The 15,728-nt window shown below is 66.0% G+C and carries 14 protein-coding genes, 1 tRNA gene and 1 pseudogene; 9 read left to right on the top strand and 7 right to left on the bottom strand.

Annotation, left to right across the window (positions count from 1 at the left end; all coding sequences use genetic code 11):
• On the bottom strand, window positions 1-1,798 hold a 1,798-nt coding region (gene aceE / locus AC3A3W_RS19300; protein WP_487444693.1), incomplete at its 3' end, for a pyruvate dehydrogenase (acetyl-transferring), homodimeric type.
• Window positions 1,799-2,107: 309 nt separating this feature from the next.
• Between aceE and AC3A3W_RS19295 the strand changes: the two genes are divergently transcribed.
• The 5 genes from AC3A3W_RS19295 to AC3A3W_RS19275 all read left to right on the top strand — a co-directional run bounded on the left by AC3A3W_RS19295 (window position 2,108) and on the right by AC3A3W_RS19275 (window position 7,725).
• Window positions 2,108-3,676: an NCS1 family nucleobase:cation symporter-1 gene (locus AC3A3W_RS19295; protein ID WP_487444691.1), complete on the top strand. Its 1,569-nt coding sequence runs from the start codon at window positions 2,108-2,110 to the stop codon at window positions 3,674-3,676.
• A 40-nt stretch (window positions 3,677-3,716) separates the two neighbouring features.
• Complete coding sequence (locus AC3A3W_RS19290; protein WP_487444697.1) at window positions 3,717-4,460, top strand: aspartate/glutamate racemase family protein; 744 nt, start codon at window positions 3,717-3,719, stop codon at window positions 4,458-4,460.
• A 24-nt stretch (window positions 4,461-4,484) separates the two neighbouring features.
• Complete coding sequence (locus tag AC3A3W_RS19285) at window positions 4,485-5,261, top strand: SDR family oxidoreductase (RefSeq protein ID WP_487444690.1); 777 nt, start codon at window positions 4,485-4,487, stop codon at window positions 5,259-5,261.
• 220 nt (window positions 5,262-5,481) lie between these two features.
• Complete coding sequence (dctA, locus tag AC3A3W_RS19280) at window positions 5,482-6,978, top strand: C4-dicarboxylate transporter DctA (RefSeq protein ID WP_487444688.1); 1,497 nt, start codon at window positions 5,482-5,484, stop codon at window positions 6,976-6,978.
• Between the two features lie 99 nt (window positions 6,979-7,077).
• Window positions 7,078-7,725 (top strand): LysE family translocator, encoded by a 648-nt coding sequence (locus AC3A3W_RS19275; RefSeq protein WP_487444687.1) that lies wholly within the window; start codon window positions 7,078-7,080, stop codon window positions 7,723-7,725.
• On the opposite strand, the gene AC3A3W_RS19270 is transcribed toward AC3A3W_RS19275, so the two are convergent.
• The 3 genes from AC3A3W_RS19270 to AC3A3W_RS19260 all read right to left on the bottom strand — a co-directional run bounded on the left by AC3A3W_RS19270 (window position 7,726) and on the right by AC3A3W_RS19260 (window position 10,825).
• Window positions 7,726-8,103, bottom strand: a complete 378-nt coding sequence (locus AC3A3W_RS19270; protein ID WP_487444685.1) for a sterol carrier family protein — start codon at window positions 8,101-8,103, stop codon at window positions 7,726-7,728.
• A 47-nt stretch (window positions 8,104-8,150) separates the two neighbouring features.
• Window positions 8,151-9,167, bottom strand: coding sequence for an asparaginase (locus tag AC3A3W_RS19265; RefSeq protein WP_487444683.1), 1,017 nt, complete (start codon window positions 9,165-9,167; stop codon window positions 8,151-8,153).
• An 80-nt stretch (window positions 9,168-9,247) separates the two neighbouring features.
• Window positions 9,248-10,825, bottom strand: a complete 1,578-nt coding sequence (locus AC3A3W_RS19260) for a molybdopterin-dependent oxidoreductase (RefSeq protein ID WP_487444682.1) — start codon at window positions 10,823-10,825, stop codon at window positions 9,248-9,250.
• A 108-nt stretch (window positions 10,826-10,933) separates the two neighbouring features.
• Here AC3A3W_RS19260 and purD point away from each other — a divergent pair, with 108 nt between their 5' ends.
• On the top strand, window positions 10,934-12,241 hold the full coding sequence (purD, locus tag AC3A3W_RS19255; protein WP_487444695.1) for a phosphoribosylamine--glycine ligase: 1,308 nt from the start codon (window positions 10,934-10,936) through the stop codon (window positions 12,239-12,241).
• 2 nt (window positions 12,242-12,243) lie between these two features.
• Window positions 12,244-13,194, top strand: a complete 951-nt coding sequence (locus AC3A3W_RS19250) for a phosphoribosylaminoimidazolesuccinocarboxamide synthase (RefSeq protein WP_487444680.1) — start codon at window positions 12,244-12,246, stop codon at window positions 13,192-13,194.
• Here the strand turns inward: AC3A3W_RS19250 and AC3A3W_RS19245 are convergent.
• Entirely contained in the window at window positions 13,191-14,453 is a 1,263-nt protein-coding gene (locus AC3A3W_RS19245) for a helix-turn-helix domain-containing protein (protein WP_487444678.1), read from the bottom strand. The two genes, AC3A3W_RS19250 and AC3A3W_RS19245, sit on opposite strands and share 4 nt — an antisense overlap.
• A 141-nt stretch (window positions 14,454-14,594) precedes the next feature.
• Between AC3A3W_RS19245 and AC3A3W_RS19240 the strand changes: the two genes are divergently transcribed.
• Both AC3A3W_RS19240 and AC3A3W_RS19235 read left to right on the top strand, forming a co-directional pair.
• Window positions 14,595-14,789, top strand: coding sequence for a hypothetical protein (locus AC3A3W_RS19240; protein WP_487444677.1), 195 nt, complete (start codon window positions 14,595-14,597; stop codon window positions 14,787-14,789).
• A gap of 144 nt (window positions 14,790-14,933) precedes the next feature.
• Window positions 14,934-15,278 carry a hypothetical protein gene (locus AC3A3W_RS19235; RefSeq protein WP_487444675.1) on the top strand — a complete coding sequence of 115 codons (345 nt, stop codon included), beginning with the start codon at window positions 14,934-14,936 and terminating at the stop codon, window positions 15,276-15,278.
• Between the two features lie 65 nt (window positions 15,279-15,343).
• Here AC3A3W_RS19235 and AC3A3W_RS19230 read toward each other — a convergent pair.
• Both AC3A3W_RS19230 and AC3A3W_RS19225 read right to left on the bottom strand, forming a co-directional pair.
• A tRNA-Pro gene (locus tag AC3A3W_RS19230) sits at window positions 15,344-15,420 on the bottom strand.
• Window positions 15,421-15,510: 90 nt separating this feature from the next.
• Window positions 15,511-15,728 (bottom strand): annotated as a pseudogene (locus AC3A3W_RS19225) (ABC transporter ATP-binding protein); the annotation flags it as partial.

Here is a 15,728-nt window from a genome sequence, read left to right as displayed (position 1 = left end):
CGGCGGCGGTGAACGCTGCGACGGCGCCGGCTTCGTTGATGCCGGGGTGGATCAGCTGGCCCTGCGCGGATTCCTTGTAGGCCAGGACCAGGTCGCGGTCCACGGACAGGTAGTTCTGGCCGCCGGGGTTGTAGATCTTCGCCGTCGGGAAGAACGCATCCATGCCAAAGGTCCGTGATTCGTCCGGCACGATGGGAACAATGCGGTGCCCGAACTTCTTGTCGCGGAGCAAGTCCTTCAGGAGCCGGACGAACGCCATGGTCGTTGCGGCCTGCTGCTTGCCCGAACCGCGCTTGGAAACGTCGAAGGTCTTGGCGTCCGGCAATTCAACAGGGGCGTGCTGTGGACGGCGCTCGGGCGTGAAACCGCCCAGTGCCTTCCGCCTCTCAAGGAGGTAGGCCATTTCAGGGGCATCCCACCCCGGGTGGTAGTACGGCGGGCTGTAGGGATCCTCTTCCAGCTGGGCATCGGAAATGGGAATCCTGAGGTAGTCCCTGAATTCCTTCAGGTCATCGAGGGTGAGTTTCTTCATCTGGTGGGTGGCGTTGCGGCCTTCGAAGTGCGGGCCGAGTCCGTAGCCCTTGACCGTTTTGGCCAGGATCACGGTGGGCTTGCCCTTGAATTCGGTCGCTGCCTTGTACGCGGCGTAGACCTTGCGGTAGTCGTGGCCGCCGCGCTTGAGGTTCCAGATCTGGTCATCGGTGAGGTCCGCGACCATGTCCTTGGTCTGCGGGGTCTTCCCGAAGAAGTGTTCGCGGACGAACCCGCCGGATTCGGCCTTGTAGGTCTGGTAGTCCCCGTCCGGGGTTTCGTTCATGATCTTCACGAGCGAGCCGTCGGTGTCGCGGGTGAGCAGGTCATCCCACTCCCGGCCCCAGACGACCTTGATCACGTTCCAGCCCGCGCCGCGGAAGAACGCCTCGAGTTCCTGCATGATCTTGCCGTTGCCGCGCACCGGCCCGTCCAGGCGCTGGAGGTTGCAGTTGATCACGAAGTTCAGGTTGTCCAGGTTCTCGTTCGCGGCGAGCTGGAGCAAGCCGCGGGACTCGGGCTCGTCCATTTCCCCGTCACCGAGGAACGCCCAGACCTGCTGGTCGGAGGTGTCCTTCAGGCCGCGGTTGTGCAGGTAGCGGTTGGACTGGGCCTGGTAGATCGCGTTCATCGGCCCGATGCCCATCGACACGGTGGGGAATTCCCAGAACTCGGGCATCAGCCGCGGGTGCGGGTAGGAGGAGAGGGCGTGGCCTTCCTTGGACTTTTCCTGCCGGAAGCCGTCCAGGTCCTGCTCGGTCAGCCGGCCTTCCATGAACGCCCGGGCGTACATCCCGGGGGAGGCGTGGCCCTGGAAGAACACCTGGTCCCCGCCGCCGGGATGGTCCTTGCCGCGGAAGAAGTGGTTGAACCCGACCTCGTACAGCGTCGCGGCCCCGGCATAGGTAGAGATATGCCCGCCCACGCCGATGTTCGGCCGCTGGGACCGGTGCACCATCACCGCCGCGTTCCAGCGCATGTACGCCCGGTAGCGGCGCTCGAACTCCTCGTTGCCCGGGAACTCCGCTTCCTGGTCCACCGGGATGGTGTTCACATAATCCGTGGTGGTCACCATCGGAACCCCGACGCTCTGCGCGCCGGCACGCTGCAGGAGACTGCGCATGATGTATTGGGCACGCTCGGTGCCCTGTTCCCTGATCAGCGCATCCAGGGACTCAACCCATTCGGCGGTCTCTTCCGGATCACGATCAGGCAGCTGGTTAGTCAACCCGCTGAGGATATGGGAGGTATCTTCTCCTGCAGCCACGGCAGCCTCGTTTCATCTTTGAATGTTGGGCTCATGTTTTCGTATTGTGAGAAAACATTCTTGCTATTCGAGATTAGGCAGTGTGCGGTGCCGCGGTCAAGGTGTACCGGGCCGTCGCCCCCGCCGGGTGCGCCGGAACGCCAACCTCCCAATTGTGACTGCCGCGGCAACCGCAGCACCCTTGACCGCCACGTGATTCAGGTCATAAAGTTATTCCACTCTTCAAAACGTAATTTCCACTAGATGGAAATAGGCTTCACCGGAGGCATCGACCTCCGTCACACCCCATCCCAAGAACTGGAGATCCAGATGCAGACGACCCCATCAGTCGGCGTCGAAACGGCTCCCGTCCCGACAGAGTTGTCGGGCCAGCCGGTCCATCCCGCAACGGGCATTGACGCCCTGTGTGAAACAGCGAGCGCCGCCTCAGGGCGCACCATCAGCCCCAGCCTCTACAACATCGACCTTGCCCCGACCAAGCGGGAAGGCCGCCGCTGGACCAGTTACAGCATCTTCACGCTGTGGGCCAATGACGTCCACAGCCTCGGGAACTACGCCTTCGCCATCGGCCTCTTCGCTCTGGGCCTGGGCGGCTGGCAGATCCTCCTGGCGCTCGGCGTCGGTGCCGTCCTGCTGTTCGCACTGCTGAGTTTCTCGGGCTTCATGGGCGTCAAGACCGGTGTGCCGTTTCCCGTCATGAGCCGCATCAGTTTCGGCATCAGGGGAGCCCAGATCGCCAGCCTCCTGCGCGGGGCCGTGGCCGTGGCCTGGTTCGGCATCCAGACCTACCTCGCGTCCGTGGTGCTCCGCGTCATGCTCGTGGCCATGGTTCCTTCCCTGAAGGAGCTTGACGCCAACTCCATTCTCGGGCTGTCCACGCTTGGCTGGATTGCCTTCGTGTTCCTCTGGATTGTCCAGCTGGTCATCGTCAGCTTCGGTATGGAAATGATCCGCAAGTACGAAGCCTTCGCCGGCCCCGTCATTCTCGTGACCATGGCCGCCATCGCCATCTGGATTTTTGCCGAGGCCGGCGGCTCCATTGCCTGGGCATCAGACAATGCACTCGAGGGCGCGGACATGTGGCGCACCATCTTCGCCGGAGGCGCACTCTGGGTCTCCATCTACGGCACCTTCGTTCTGAACTTCTGCGACTTCACCCGGTCCGCCGTCTCAAAGAAGGCCGTGGTGCGCGGCAACTTCTGGGGCATCCCGATCAACATGCTCCTTTTCGGCGCCATCGTGGTGGTCATGGCAGGCGGCCAGTTCAAGATCAACGGGTCGGTCATTGAGAGCCCCTCGGACATTGTCCAGACCATTCCGAACACGCTCTTCCTCGTGCTGGCCTGCCTCGCGCTGCTCATCCTGACCATCGCAGTGAACCTGATGGCCAATTTTGTGGCCCCGGTCTATGCCCTGACCAACCTCTTCCCGAAGCGCCTGAACTTCCGCAAGGCGGCATGGGTCAGCGGGACGATCGGACTCATCATCCTGCCGTGGAACCTGTACAACAATCCGCTCGTGATCGTGTACTTCCTGGGCGGCCTCGGAGCCCTGCTCGGCCCGCTGTTCGGCGTCGTCATGGCCGACTATTGGCTGCTGCGCCGCGGCCGGGTCAACGTGCCCGAGCTCTACACGGATGAGCCCTCCGGGGCCTACTACTACAGGAGGGGCTTCAACCCGAGGGCGATCATCGCCATGGTTCCCGCGGCCGCCGTCGCACTCCTGATCGCTTTCGTTCCGGCGCTGGGCGCCGCCGCCCCGTTCGCCTGGTTCTTCGCGGCCGGCATCGCCGCGGTGCTGTACTTCGTCATCGCCGACCGCTCGCAGCGGCTCGAAGATGTTGACGGCGAAGCCATCGCCGTGGCGAGCACCCACTGACGTGAACCCAGACCTTTCCACACCGAAAGCCGAGGCAACCATGCGCATCCTTGTCGCGAACGTGAACACCACCCAGTCCATGACCGATTCCATCGCTGCCCAGGCCCGCAGCATCGCTGGGCCTGGAACGGAGATCATCGGCGTCACGCCGCGGTTCGGCGCGGATTCCTGCGAAGGCAACTTTGAAAGCTACCTCGCGGCGATCGCCGTCATGGACCGGGTGGTGAACTATCCGGAGCCTTTCGACGCCGTCATCCAGGCAGGCTACGGGGAGCATGGCCGCGAGGGGTTGCAGGAACTCCTGGATGTGCCGGTTGTCGACATCACCGAGGCCGCGGCCAGCACGGCGATGTTCCTCGGGCACAAGTACTCGGTGGTCACCACGCTGGACCGTGCCGTTCCGCTCATCGAGGACAGGCTGAAGCTGGCCGGCCTGGACGCGCGCTGCGCCTCGGTGCGCGCCAGCGGCATGGCGGTCCTGGAACTGGAGGAGGAACCGGAGCGCGCCGTCGAGGCCATCATCGAACAGGCTCTCCTGGCCGTCCGCGAGGACAAGGCCGAGGTCATCGTGCTGGGCTGCGGCGGGATGGCCGGCCTGGATGAACAGATCCGGCAGCGCGCCGGCGTCCCCGTGGTCGACGGCGTGGCGGCTGCGGTCACCATCGCGGAATCGCTCGTGCGGATGCGGCTCTCCACCTCCAAAGTGCGGACCTATGCCACGCCGCGGCCCAAGACCGTCATAGGCTGGCCACTGGTGGCAGCGGATGTTCCCGCCGCCCAGTAATCCAGGAGCCCACAGGAGTACCGCATGACCGAAACGCTGCCGGCCGCAAAGCGACAGCCCGGACCCGTCGCCGTCGTCACCGGGGCCGGTTCCGGCATTGGCCGGGCGGTCGCCCGCCAGATGCTCGCGGCAGGTTACCGCGTGGCTCTGGCCGGCCGACGCGAGGCGCAGCTGCACGAAACGGCGGACGGTCACCCGGAGGCGCTGGCAGTGCCGTGCGACGTCACCGTGCCCGACGACGTCGAACGCCTTTTCGCCGCCGTCCTCCAGCGGTGGGGGAGGGTGGATGTGCTGTTCAACAACGCCGGCGTGTTTGGCCCCGCGGCCTCGGTGGACGAGATCAGCCTCTCGGACTGGGAAGCCACCGTTGCCGTGAACCTGACCGGCTCGCTGCTGTGCGCAGGCGCGGCCGTCCGCGCCATGAAGGCACAGCATCCGCGGGGCGGACGCATCATCAACAACGGGTCCATCTCGGCGCATTCGCCCCGGCCGCGGACCGTGGCCTATGCCGTCACCAAGCACGCCATGACGGGCCTGACCAAGAGTATCGAACTCGATGGCCGCGCCTTTGGCATCACCTGCGGCCAGATCGACATCGGCAACACCGCCACCGACATCATGGACACCATCGGCGTCGGCTCCGGTGCGCTCCAAGCGGACGGCACCCGCAAAGTCGAGCCCATGTTCCCCGTGGAGGACGCGGCGAGGGCCGTCCTGATGATGGCCGGAATGCCGGCATCGGCCAGCGTGGGCTCCGTGGTCATCACGGCAGCCGGCATGCCGTTCATCGGCCGCGGCTAGCAAGCGAACCAGCCTTTTCCGCCGCGTCTTCGGACAGCTGCCCGCCCGGGATTCCGGGTGCCGCTGTCCGAAGACGCGGCGGTTTCTGCATGCCTTCGAATCGCCACACTATTCCGCAATATGGAAGTCAAATATCCCCTTGCGGAATAGTGTGAGCGGGGTTACGTTTGAACCAGACCCCGATTTCCGGGGCTGTCCCCGATTGAATAGGTACAGATCAATGAAGATCCCAGATTCCTCGGCGCTGAAGGCGAGTTCGGCGCCGTCGAAGAAGAAGCCCCTGTACAGGTCGCTCTTCTTCCAAATTCTGATCGCCGTCGTGGCAGGTGTTCTCATAGGGCATTTCTGGCCGGACCTTGGCTCCCAGCTGAGGCCGCTCGGAGACGGCTTCATCCAGCTCATCAAGATGATCATCGCGCCGCTGATCTTCCTGGTGATCGTTACCGGGATATCAGCCGTAGGCGACGTCAAGGCGGTCGGAAGGGTAGGGGTCAAGGCACTTCTGTACTTCACAGCGGCCACACTCTTCGCCCTGGTCTTCGGACTGGTCGTGGGCAACGTTGTTCAGCCGGGCGCCGGCCTGAACATCGATCCGAGCACGCTCTCCCAGGAGGCGCTGGACGCAAAGACCGGCCATGCCGCTCCCAAGGACGCTGCGGCGTTCATCCTGGACATCATCCCCACCAGCGTCATCGGCGCCTTCGCGAGCAACAGCCTGCTGCAGGTCCTCTTCTTCTCGGTCTTCTTCGGGGCGGCGATCGTCGTCATCGGCCGGGACCGCTGCATGCCCGTTGTCAGCCTCATGGAGACCGTCCTCGAACTGATCTTCAAGATCATGTCCTGGATCATGAAGGTGGCCCCGATCGGTGCCTTCGGTGCCATGGCCTTCATTATCGGCCAGTACGGTCTCGAGACGCTCAGCACCTACGCGTGGCTCATTGCCGCCTGCTACGGCGCGGCCATCGTCTTCATCGGGCTCCTGTTCCTGGTGGCGTGGGGGTTCGCCCGCGTCCCGCTCTGGCAGTTCCTCAAGTACACCCGTGAGGAGTTCCTGCTGGCCCTCGGCACGGCGTCCACCGAGGCCGTCATGCCGCGCATCATGACCAAGCTGACGAACGCAGGCTGCTCCCGGGCCACCACCGGCCTGGTGGTGCCCACCGGCTATTCCTTCAACCTCGACGGCGCCGCGATTTACCTGTCGATTTCGCTGCTCTTCCTGGCGCAGGCGTTCGGCCACAACCTGGACCTGGGGCAGCAGCTGGCGGCACTCGGCGTCCTGCTCCTGACCTCCAAGGGCATGGCCGGCGTTCCCGGATCGTCCTTCCTGGCTCTCTCCGCCACCGCCGCCGCGCTGGGAATTTTCCCCGTGGCCGGCGTCGCCCTCCTGCTGGGTGCGGACCGCCTGATGGACTCCATGCGCGTGGTGGTCAACCTCCTCGGCAACTGCGTGGCGACGTTCGTGGTGTCCAAATGGGAAGGCCAATTCGACCGCAGTGTCATGGTCCGGGCGTTCCGCGGCGAGATCACCAACCACGACTCCGCCATCATGCTCGGCGTCGAGGACGACTTCGAGGACCAGGAGCTCGAGCGGATCAGCGGCGGCGGCCAGCCCTCACCCAAGTTCCGCGGCGGCCCGAATCCGGAGGACATCCCCGAGTTCCAGATGACCAGGGCCGCAACCTCCACAGGAAGCTCGGCGGCCATCCACCACGAATAGCTGCCCGGCCCTTGCCCGCAGCCAGACCCCGTTCCGGAAACCCCGGGGCGGGGTCTTTGCGTTTCCCGTGCCCGCGGCCTGACCCCCTAAACTGGCGCCATGACTTTCCCCCAGGCTGTCCTGTCGTTCGCCGCTGTGGCAGGTCTCCTGACCCTTGTCCCGGGCATCGACACCTCCATCGTGCTGCGGGCCGGACTCACCCGCCGCCGCGCCGCGGCCTTCGCCACGGCAGCTGGCGTCTGCTGCGGTGCGCTCGCATGGGGAGCAGCCGCCGCCGTCGGCGCCTCGGCGCTGCTGGCCGCATCCGACATCGCCTACCGTGCGTTAACGCTGGCGGGGGCCGCGTACATGGCCTGGCTTGGAGCATCCCTGATCTGGAAGACGATCAGCCGCAAGGGTGCTGCCGGTCCCCATCTGCCCGCGGATCCGGCCCCTGCCCACGACGGCACGCTGTGGGGCTCCTGGCTGAAGGGGGCAGCCACCAACCTGCTCAACCCCAAGGTCGGTGTGTTCTATGTTGCGACCATCCCGCAGTTCATTCCCGCCGGGATGTCCCCGTTGGCCATGGGGCTGCTGCTGGCTGCGGTGCATGGCGTCATGGCCATGTGCTGGTTCGCGCTGATCATCATAGGCACCGGCTTTGCCTCGAAGTGGCTGCGCAGCCCGCGGTCCATCAGCATTATCGACCGCATCACCGGAACAGTGCTCATAGGCTTTGGCGCCCGGCTGGCACTGGAGCCGCACTAGTCAGAGCGGCAGCAGCGCGGAGAGGTCCGCGCGGAGGCCGGAAGCCGCGACGCGCCCGGCGTCCACCGCATCCGTCCAACTCAACGTGCCGGTCACCATCGCCAGCCAGGTGGCGGCGTCGCACTCGATGACGTTCGGGGGAGTGCCGCGCGTGTGGCGGGGACCTTCCACGCACTGCGTGACGCCGAACGGCGGCACCCGGACCTCCACCGAGTTGCCCGGTGCCCGGGCGGTGACCTCCTCGAGGGAGTAGCGCACCGCCGTCGCGATCACGGAGCGGGGCACGGGAGCGTCCGACGGCGCGTGGCCTGCGTCCTGCCACGTTGCCAGTGCCGCTTTGCCTGCGTCGATGTCAATTCTGCGCCGCGCAACAGCCACGCTGCCTCCTTTGGTGCTGTGGAATGTGGTGCTGAGGGGAGTAAGAATTAGTCCAGCAGTGCCGAGACTGCGTGGCCCAGGCGGATCTTTCCTACCGGACGCCCGCCGCCGAGGACCGGCTCAACCACCTTCTCCAGGACACTGGACACTCCCGGGATGTCCACCGCGCCTACTGCCGCAAGGAGGGTCAGCCCCACAAGGGAGGTGGCCCGCAGGTTGCCGTCCAGCACCTTCACCGCCGCGGAGACACCCTGCGGCGTCGCCAGCACGAGCACGCCCTCGGCGCCGATCTTGGCAATGACGTCCAGTTCCTCCATGACGATGGTGTTGGCTTCGCCCTTGCCCTGGACGGCCCACGGATAGTCCAGCATGGACGTGGCGATCGTGGCGGCGCGGGCGTTGGAGTTCTTGTCGCCCGGCGCCTTTCCGAGCCGGGAGTAAGCCCGGGCCAGGCCCGTCAGGGAAATGGCCGCCACCGGGGCGCCGCAGCCGTCGATGCCGAGGTGGGCGATCTTCTCCTCCGAGTATTCCTCGATGACGGAGCGGATGCGCTGCTGCAGCGGATGGTTGGGTTCGAGGTAGCTGTGCGTGTCCCAGCCGTTCTCCGTGCACGCCCACAGGAAGGCGGCGTGCTTGCCGGAGCAGTTGAAAGCCAGGCGGGACTTGCCCTTCTCGGTGCGGGTGAGCCAGGTCCGGGCCGTTTCATCCTGCGGCCAGGCCTCCGGGCACTGCAACTGGTTCTCCTTCACGCCGGCGGCTTTGAGCATTCCCTCCACGACGTCCATGTGGTCCAGCGACCCGGTGTGGCTGGCGCAGGCAAGCGCCACCTGGGCGCCGCGGAGCGGTACGCCGGCCTGCATGGAGGCCAGGGCCTGCAGCGGCTTGAGCGTGGACCTGGCAAGGATCGGCGTGGTGATGTCTCCGAGTTCCGTGACCACGCTGCCGTCCCCGGCCAGGACCACGGCGGCTCCGATGTGCCGGGATTCGATGAAGCCGCTCCGTTCAATGACCGCGAGCTCGACGGCGGACTCCACGGTGAACGTGGCATGCGGATTTAGGGGCATGGCCCCAGTCTATGGTGCCGGATTGGCATTACCCTCGAAGCCTTCCGGCAGGCCGCCATGGTCATGGGGTTTCCGGCGCACTACTCGACCGTGACCATGACGGACTGCCATCCGGAGGCACCGTCGGGCACGGGATCGGCGCGCTTTTCGGTCTGGACCTCGCCCGTTCCGTCCGTTGCGCGCACCTTGATGTAGTGGGCTCCCGGCTTGGCATCCCAATCGAAGGACCACTGCCGCCACGTCACCACTGAGGCTTCCTCGGAGAGCACCGCGGGCGCCCACTCGCCGTCGTCGATCTGGATCTCCACCTTGCTGATGCCGCGGGTCTGTGCCCAGGCCGTCCCTCCGACCGCCACCCGCCCGGCCTTGACCACGGCGAAGGGCTTCGGCACCTCCACCCTGGCCATGGTCTTGATGGGGCCGCGTTCGGACCAGCCGCGCTGCGTCCAGTACGCCTGGCTGTCGGCGAAGCGCGTGACTTCGAGGTCCACCACCCACTTGGTGGCGGACACGAAGCCGTACAGCCCGGGGACCACCATGCGCACGGGGTACCCATGTTCCAACGGCAGTGGCTCGCCGTTCATGCCGATGGCCAGCATGGCGTCGCGGTCGTCCTGCAGGACCTCCAGCGGCGTTGAGGCACTGAACCCGTCGATCGAGGTCGAGAGCACCATGTCCGCCCCGTCCTTGGGCCGGGCGCGGCTGAGGACGTCACGGATGGGCAGCCCCAGCCATTTGGCGTTCCCGGCGAGATTGCCGCCCACCGGGTTGGAAACACAGGTGAGGGTCACATGGGACTCGATCAGGTCGGCGTCGAGCAGGTCCTGGTAGGTCAGCCGGATTTCCTGCTCCACCAGTCCGTGCACCCGCAGCTCCCATTCGTCGGCATTGATTTCCGGAACGCTCAGGGCAGTATCGATCCGGTAGAAATCGCCGTTCGGTGTCAGCCAGGGCGTGACGCCGGCGGTGGCGGACTGCAGGCCGGCCGGAAGGGCCGGGGCGGCCTTCGCCGGCACCGGCAGCCGCAGCGACGCCCGGGCCTGGGCCACATTGCTGCGCGCGGCGCTGAGCAGCCGGCCCCCTGTGGCGGCGATGCCGGCGGCGGCCGCGGCAACGGCGGTGGAGGCGAAGAACGCCCGCCGGGAGGTGGCCGGGCGTTCGGGCTCCTTCGCTGCGACGTCGGCCGGGGCGTCCGGAAATGGCTGCAGCCGCCACAGCCGGGAGACCAGAAGCCGCAGGACGGCAAGCCCGGCAAATGTTCCGAGCAGGGTGGGAACGGCATCCAACGGCTTCACGCCGGCCCGCGTCACCACGCTCGCCACCATCACCGCGCCCATCAGCATCACCCCGGCCACGCCCAGCGCCCATTTCCGGTACGCCACCACGCCCAGCACGCACGCGAGCACGAAGATGGTCAGGCCCATGCCCACGAACAGTGCCGCCTTGTCGCCTGTGCCGAACGTGGCAATCGCAAAGTCCTTCAGCCATGGCGGCGTGAAGTCAATGAAAGTGGAGCCCAGGGCAAGGACAGGAGTCGCCCGGGCGGTAAAGAACGCCCCGATCAGTTCCGCAGCGGAAAGAACGACGGCGGCCGCCGCCACGCCAGCCAGCGCCGCCAGCGCGGTGGGACCGTTAAGCCACTTCATCAGTTTCCTCATGCCGTTGGTTCGTAGCCGCGGGTCCCCGGGATGGTTCCTTTGCCGTCCCGACGCCCGCGCCGACATAGCTTAGGAGCCCGGGGCGTCCACAAAGTACGCTTGGAGACTGTGAAGGTACTCGTCATTGGCCCCGGTGGCCGCGAACACGCCATTGTCCGTTCCCTGCTTGCAGACCCCAATGTTTCCGAAGTCCATGCGGCACCGGGCAACGCCGGCATCAGCAGGCTTGTGCCCACGCACGCCATCGACGGGAATGATCCGGATGCCGTGGCGGCGCTCGCCACCCGGCTCGACGTCGACCTGGTGGTCGTGGGCCCCGAGGCTCCGCTGGCCGCCGGTGTTTCCGACGCCGTCCGCGCCGCGGGCATCCCGGTGTTCGGGCCCAGCAAGGCGGCCGCCCAGCTTGAAGCCTCCAAGGCCTTCGCGAAACAGATCATGGCCGAGGCCGGGGTCCCCACGGCCATGGCCCTCGTAGCAAGCAACACCGAGGAAGCCGCAGCGGCCCTTGACACCTTCGGTGCTCCATACGTGGTGAAGGACGACGGCCTGGCCGCCGGCAAGGGCGTGGTGGTCACCAACAGCCGCGACGACGCCCTGGCGCACGCCCAGAGCTGCTTCGATGCGGGGGGAACCGTCGTCATCGAGGAATTTCTGGACGGTCCCGAGGTCTCGGTGTTTGTCCTGTGCGACGGCCGCAATACGGTCGCGCTGTCCCCGGCGCAGGACTTCAAGCGCATCTACGACAACGACGAAGGCCCCAACACCGGCGGCATGGGCGCCTACACGCCGCTGGAGTGGGCCCCCAAGGGCCTGGTCCAGGAGGTCATCGACCGCGTGGCCCAGCCCACCATCACCGAGATGGCCCGGCGGGGCACCCCGTTCGTCGGTGTCCTGTTCGTCGGCCTGGCCCTGACATCCCGCGGCACGCGGGTCATCGAGTTCAACGTCCGGTTCGGCGATCCCGAAACCCAGGCGGTGCTGGCCCGTCTCAAGACGCCCCTCGGTTCCCTGCTCCTGGCAGCCGCCAAGGGCGAACTGGACAAGGCAGAAGAGCTGCGCTGGTCCAGGGAGACTGCCGTCGCCGTCGTCGTGGCGTCCGAAAACTACCCCGACACCCCGCGTACCGGCGACCGTATCCGTGGCCTGAAGAAGGTGGACGAGCTCGACGGCGTGCACGTGATCCATGCCGGAACAAAGCTCGATGACGAAGGCAAAGTGGTCTCGGCAGGTGGCCGGGTCCTCGCCGTGGTGGCGCTCGGCTCCGACCTCGTGGAAGCGAGGGAAAGGGCGTACGACGGCGTGGAGCTGGTCCAGCTCGAAGGCGCCCAGTTCCGCCGGGACATCGGCGGCAAGGCAGCACGCGGTGAAATCAAGCTGGCGGCAGGCAACTCCTCCGCCCCGACAGCAAAGGCATGACCGTGACTGAACCCATCAACACCGCAGACACCCCCAAGCGTGGCCTTGAGACGTCAACCCTGGATCTCCCGGGCTGGAAGCACGTCTACTCGGGCAAGGTCCGCGACCTGTATGAACCGGCGGACGCGTCCATCAACACCCAGTTCGGGCAGGACTGCGTGCTGGTGGTGGCCAGCGACCGGATCAGCGCCTTTGACCACGTGCTCAGCAGCGAGATCCCGGACAAGGGCCGCATCCTGACCCAGCTGAGCCTGTGGTGGTTTGACCAGCTCGACGTTGAGCACCACGTGCTGGCGTCCACCGTGGCGGACGGCGTGCCCGCCGCCGTGGAAGGCCGCGGCATGATCTGCAAGAAACTGGAGATGTTCCCGGTGGAATGCATCGCACGCGGCTACCTCACCGGCTCCGGACTGGCGGAGTACCGGCAGTCCGGCACCGTGTGCAGCATTCCGCTCCCCGAGGGGCTGGTGGACGGCTCCCGCCTCGAGAAGGCCATCTTCACGCCGTCGGGCAAGGCCGCGGTGGGGGAGCACGACGAAAACATCACCTATGACGCCGTCGTGTCCATGGTGGGCGACGACATCGCGGGACGCCTCAGCGAGCTGACCCTGAAGATCTACACCAAGGCGGAGGAGATTGCCCGCGAACGCGGCATCATCCTCGCCGACACCAAGGTGGAGTTCGGATACGACGTGGTGACCGGCACCATCACGCTGGGCGACGAGGTCCTCACCCCCGACTCCTCGCGGTTCTGGGACGCCTCGACCTACAAGCCGGGCCAGGCCCAGCCGTCGTACGACAAGCAGTACGTCCGCGACTGGCTGACCTCTCCCGCGTCCGGCTGGGACAAAGCCGCCAACACGCCGCCGCCGGCACTGCCCGCGGACGTCGTGGAGCGCACCCGGGCACGCTACGTTGAGGCCTACGAAAAGCTCACCGGCCGGAGCTTCTAGCTGGCTTCGGCTGCCTCAGCCCGGCGCTGCGCCAGCCTGATCTCGAGCATGGCGTCCAGGGCCTGCTGCACGCGGTCCTGGGCGCCGGCCGCGCTGAACTCCTTCTGGGCTTCCTGCAGGAGCACGAGCGCTTCCTCGGATTCGCCGGATGCCTTCAGTGACTTGCCCAGCAGGAGGGAGACCTCGCCCGCTGTGTGCTTGGCCAGAGCGGCACGCTCCGCATGAATCTCGCGCAGCTTCTGCACCGCGGCCACGATGTCACCGGTGAGGTAGAGCCAGCGCGCGCGGATGAAAGCCACCTCGAGCTGGTCGGTCTTGTTGCCGCCCACGATGGACAGCGCAAGCTCGGCGCGTTCTATGGCGGACAGCGTTTCGGGCTCGACGATCCCGGACGAGAGCCGGACGGCGGCCGAAGCTTTGTTGAAGCGGGCCCAGAGGTCGATGTCGTTCGCGGGGGAGAGCAGCTTGGCCGCGCGCTCGTGGTGCCTGATCCCCTCGGGGTAGTCGTGACGCATGAACGCGACGTTCCCGATGACCCATGCCACCTCGCCGGCCAGCTGGGACATGGACTGCTCATCCATCTGATCGTTCATGTCCTGGCAGTACGTCCAGGCTTCATCCAGCCGCCCGCTTTCGGCGAGTGCACCGATGAGGGCGCGGAGCGCGCCGATGATCAGGGTGGAACCCTTGGGCAGCTGCGCGCACTGTTCCACGGCCAGCTGTGCATGTTCCACGGCGGCGCCGAGCTGGCCCTGTCCATGGCACAGCGCGGCGAGCATCTGGCGGGCACGCACCCCCAGCCCCGCAGATTCGGTGGCCATGGGGTGCTCCAGCAGGTGCTCCATGATCTTCTGGCACTCCTTGAGCTGGCCCTGCTTCATGAGGCACTCGGCCTGCATGTAAGTCATGTTCCACCAGGCGCTGGTGTTCTTGCCTTCGAGGGCGATCCGGGCAGCCGCGGCGGCATGCTCAGCGGCCAAGGCATAATCACGCAGGTCCCAGGCCTGCCGGGCGTACAGGCCGGCGAGAACGTATTCGGCGTCGCTGACCGAGATGGGCTGGCTCCATGCCTCGAGCGCTTTGGGCGCGAGCTCAAGCCGGCGGGCGAGCTCCTCGATGACGTCCGCTGTGGGTTCCCGGCGGCCGGTTTCCAGCAGCGAGATATAGCTGGGAGAGTAAAGATCCCTGCCCAGTTCCGCCTGGGTCAGGCCACGCTCGAGCCGCTCCGCTCGGAGCTTCTCTCCGAAACCGTTCCCCACGGGATCCTCCTAGTCCGGACAGTGTTCTACGCCAGTGTTGTACGCCATGGTTGACAGCCCCTGTGGAAAACATTTTACAATGTATGTCAACAAGGACTGTGCTGACTAAGTAACGAATCCGACTCGTATTGAGGAACTCACATGTTGAAGAAGATTGCAGCCGCTGCCGCGCTGGCAGGGGCATTCGCATTCTCCGCCACGGCTCCGGCCGTTCTGTCTGCCGGTCCGGCCACTGACAACGCGGGCACAGCCGTTGCCATTGGGAACTGGCCTGATCCAATGAGCGTGGACGGCACGAACTACATGTCGATCGGCAACTGGCCTGATCCGATGTAATAAGGGCTTCCTCAGGAAACCGGGCTCCGGGACATGCGCGAACCATGTCCCGGAGCCATTTCTTTTCACCCGCTGTACTGCGGAACCATAAACTGAACCATCGAAAGATCCATCCAGCTGATTTTCGAGCGAAACGAGGGCACCATGAAACGACGGACCGCCAACGGGCTGCAGCGGGCGTACTTCCTCTGGACCATCGCCGGCACCTCGGTCATCGTGGCGGCGGTTGCCGGGACATCGGTGTTCAGCGTGCTGAGCGGAACGGCCGACGCCGGGTCCCTCGTGTGGGGGATCGTCGGCATTGCGGCGCTACTGGAGGCGCTGGTGCTGTTCGCCGTCGGCCTGCGGCTGCGCCACCGCTATGTGAACACGGTCCAGGGCTATGAGAGCCGCGGCGACTATCTGGAGGATGACGGCTCGAACCGCCCGAGGATTCCGCTGCTGGGAGACGGAGCGGCGCGGCAAAACATCACGAACCAGGGACCCTGAAACCGGAACTCTGGCTGTGAACAGATGAAAAAAGAGGGCCTCCCTGGGGGAGACCCTCTTTCCTTTGGTCGGGATGACAGGATTTGAACCTGCGACCTCTTCGTCCCGAACGAAGCGCGCTACCAAGCTGCGCTACATCCCGATCCGCTGCGAAAGCAACTAAACAAGAATAACGGATGAGAGGGGCACATGCGAAATCGGCGCCGTGCGCGGGATGCTGAAACTCCTGATCTCACACGAGCGAGTCCTTCCACGCACCGTGCAGCCGGGCAAAGCGGCCTCCGCCGCCGATCAGTTCCTCCGGCGTCCCGTCCTCCACCACGCGGCCGTCGTGGACCACCAGCACCCTGTCGGCGGTCTCCACCGTGGACAGCCGGTGCGCGATGATGAGCGCCGTACGCGCCGCGCTGCGGCCGCCGGCGGCCCCGGTCCCGGCGCCGCCGGTGGCAC

Source organism: Arthrobacter sp. Soil_N43 (assembly GCF_057655195.1).
Note: the sequence above shows the minus strand (reverse complement) of the source record. Positions and strands in the feature narration are given on the sequence as shown.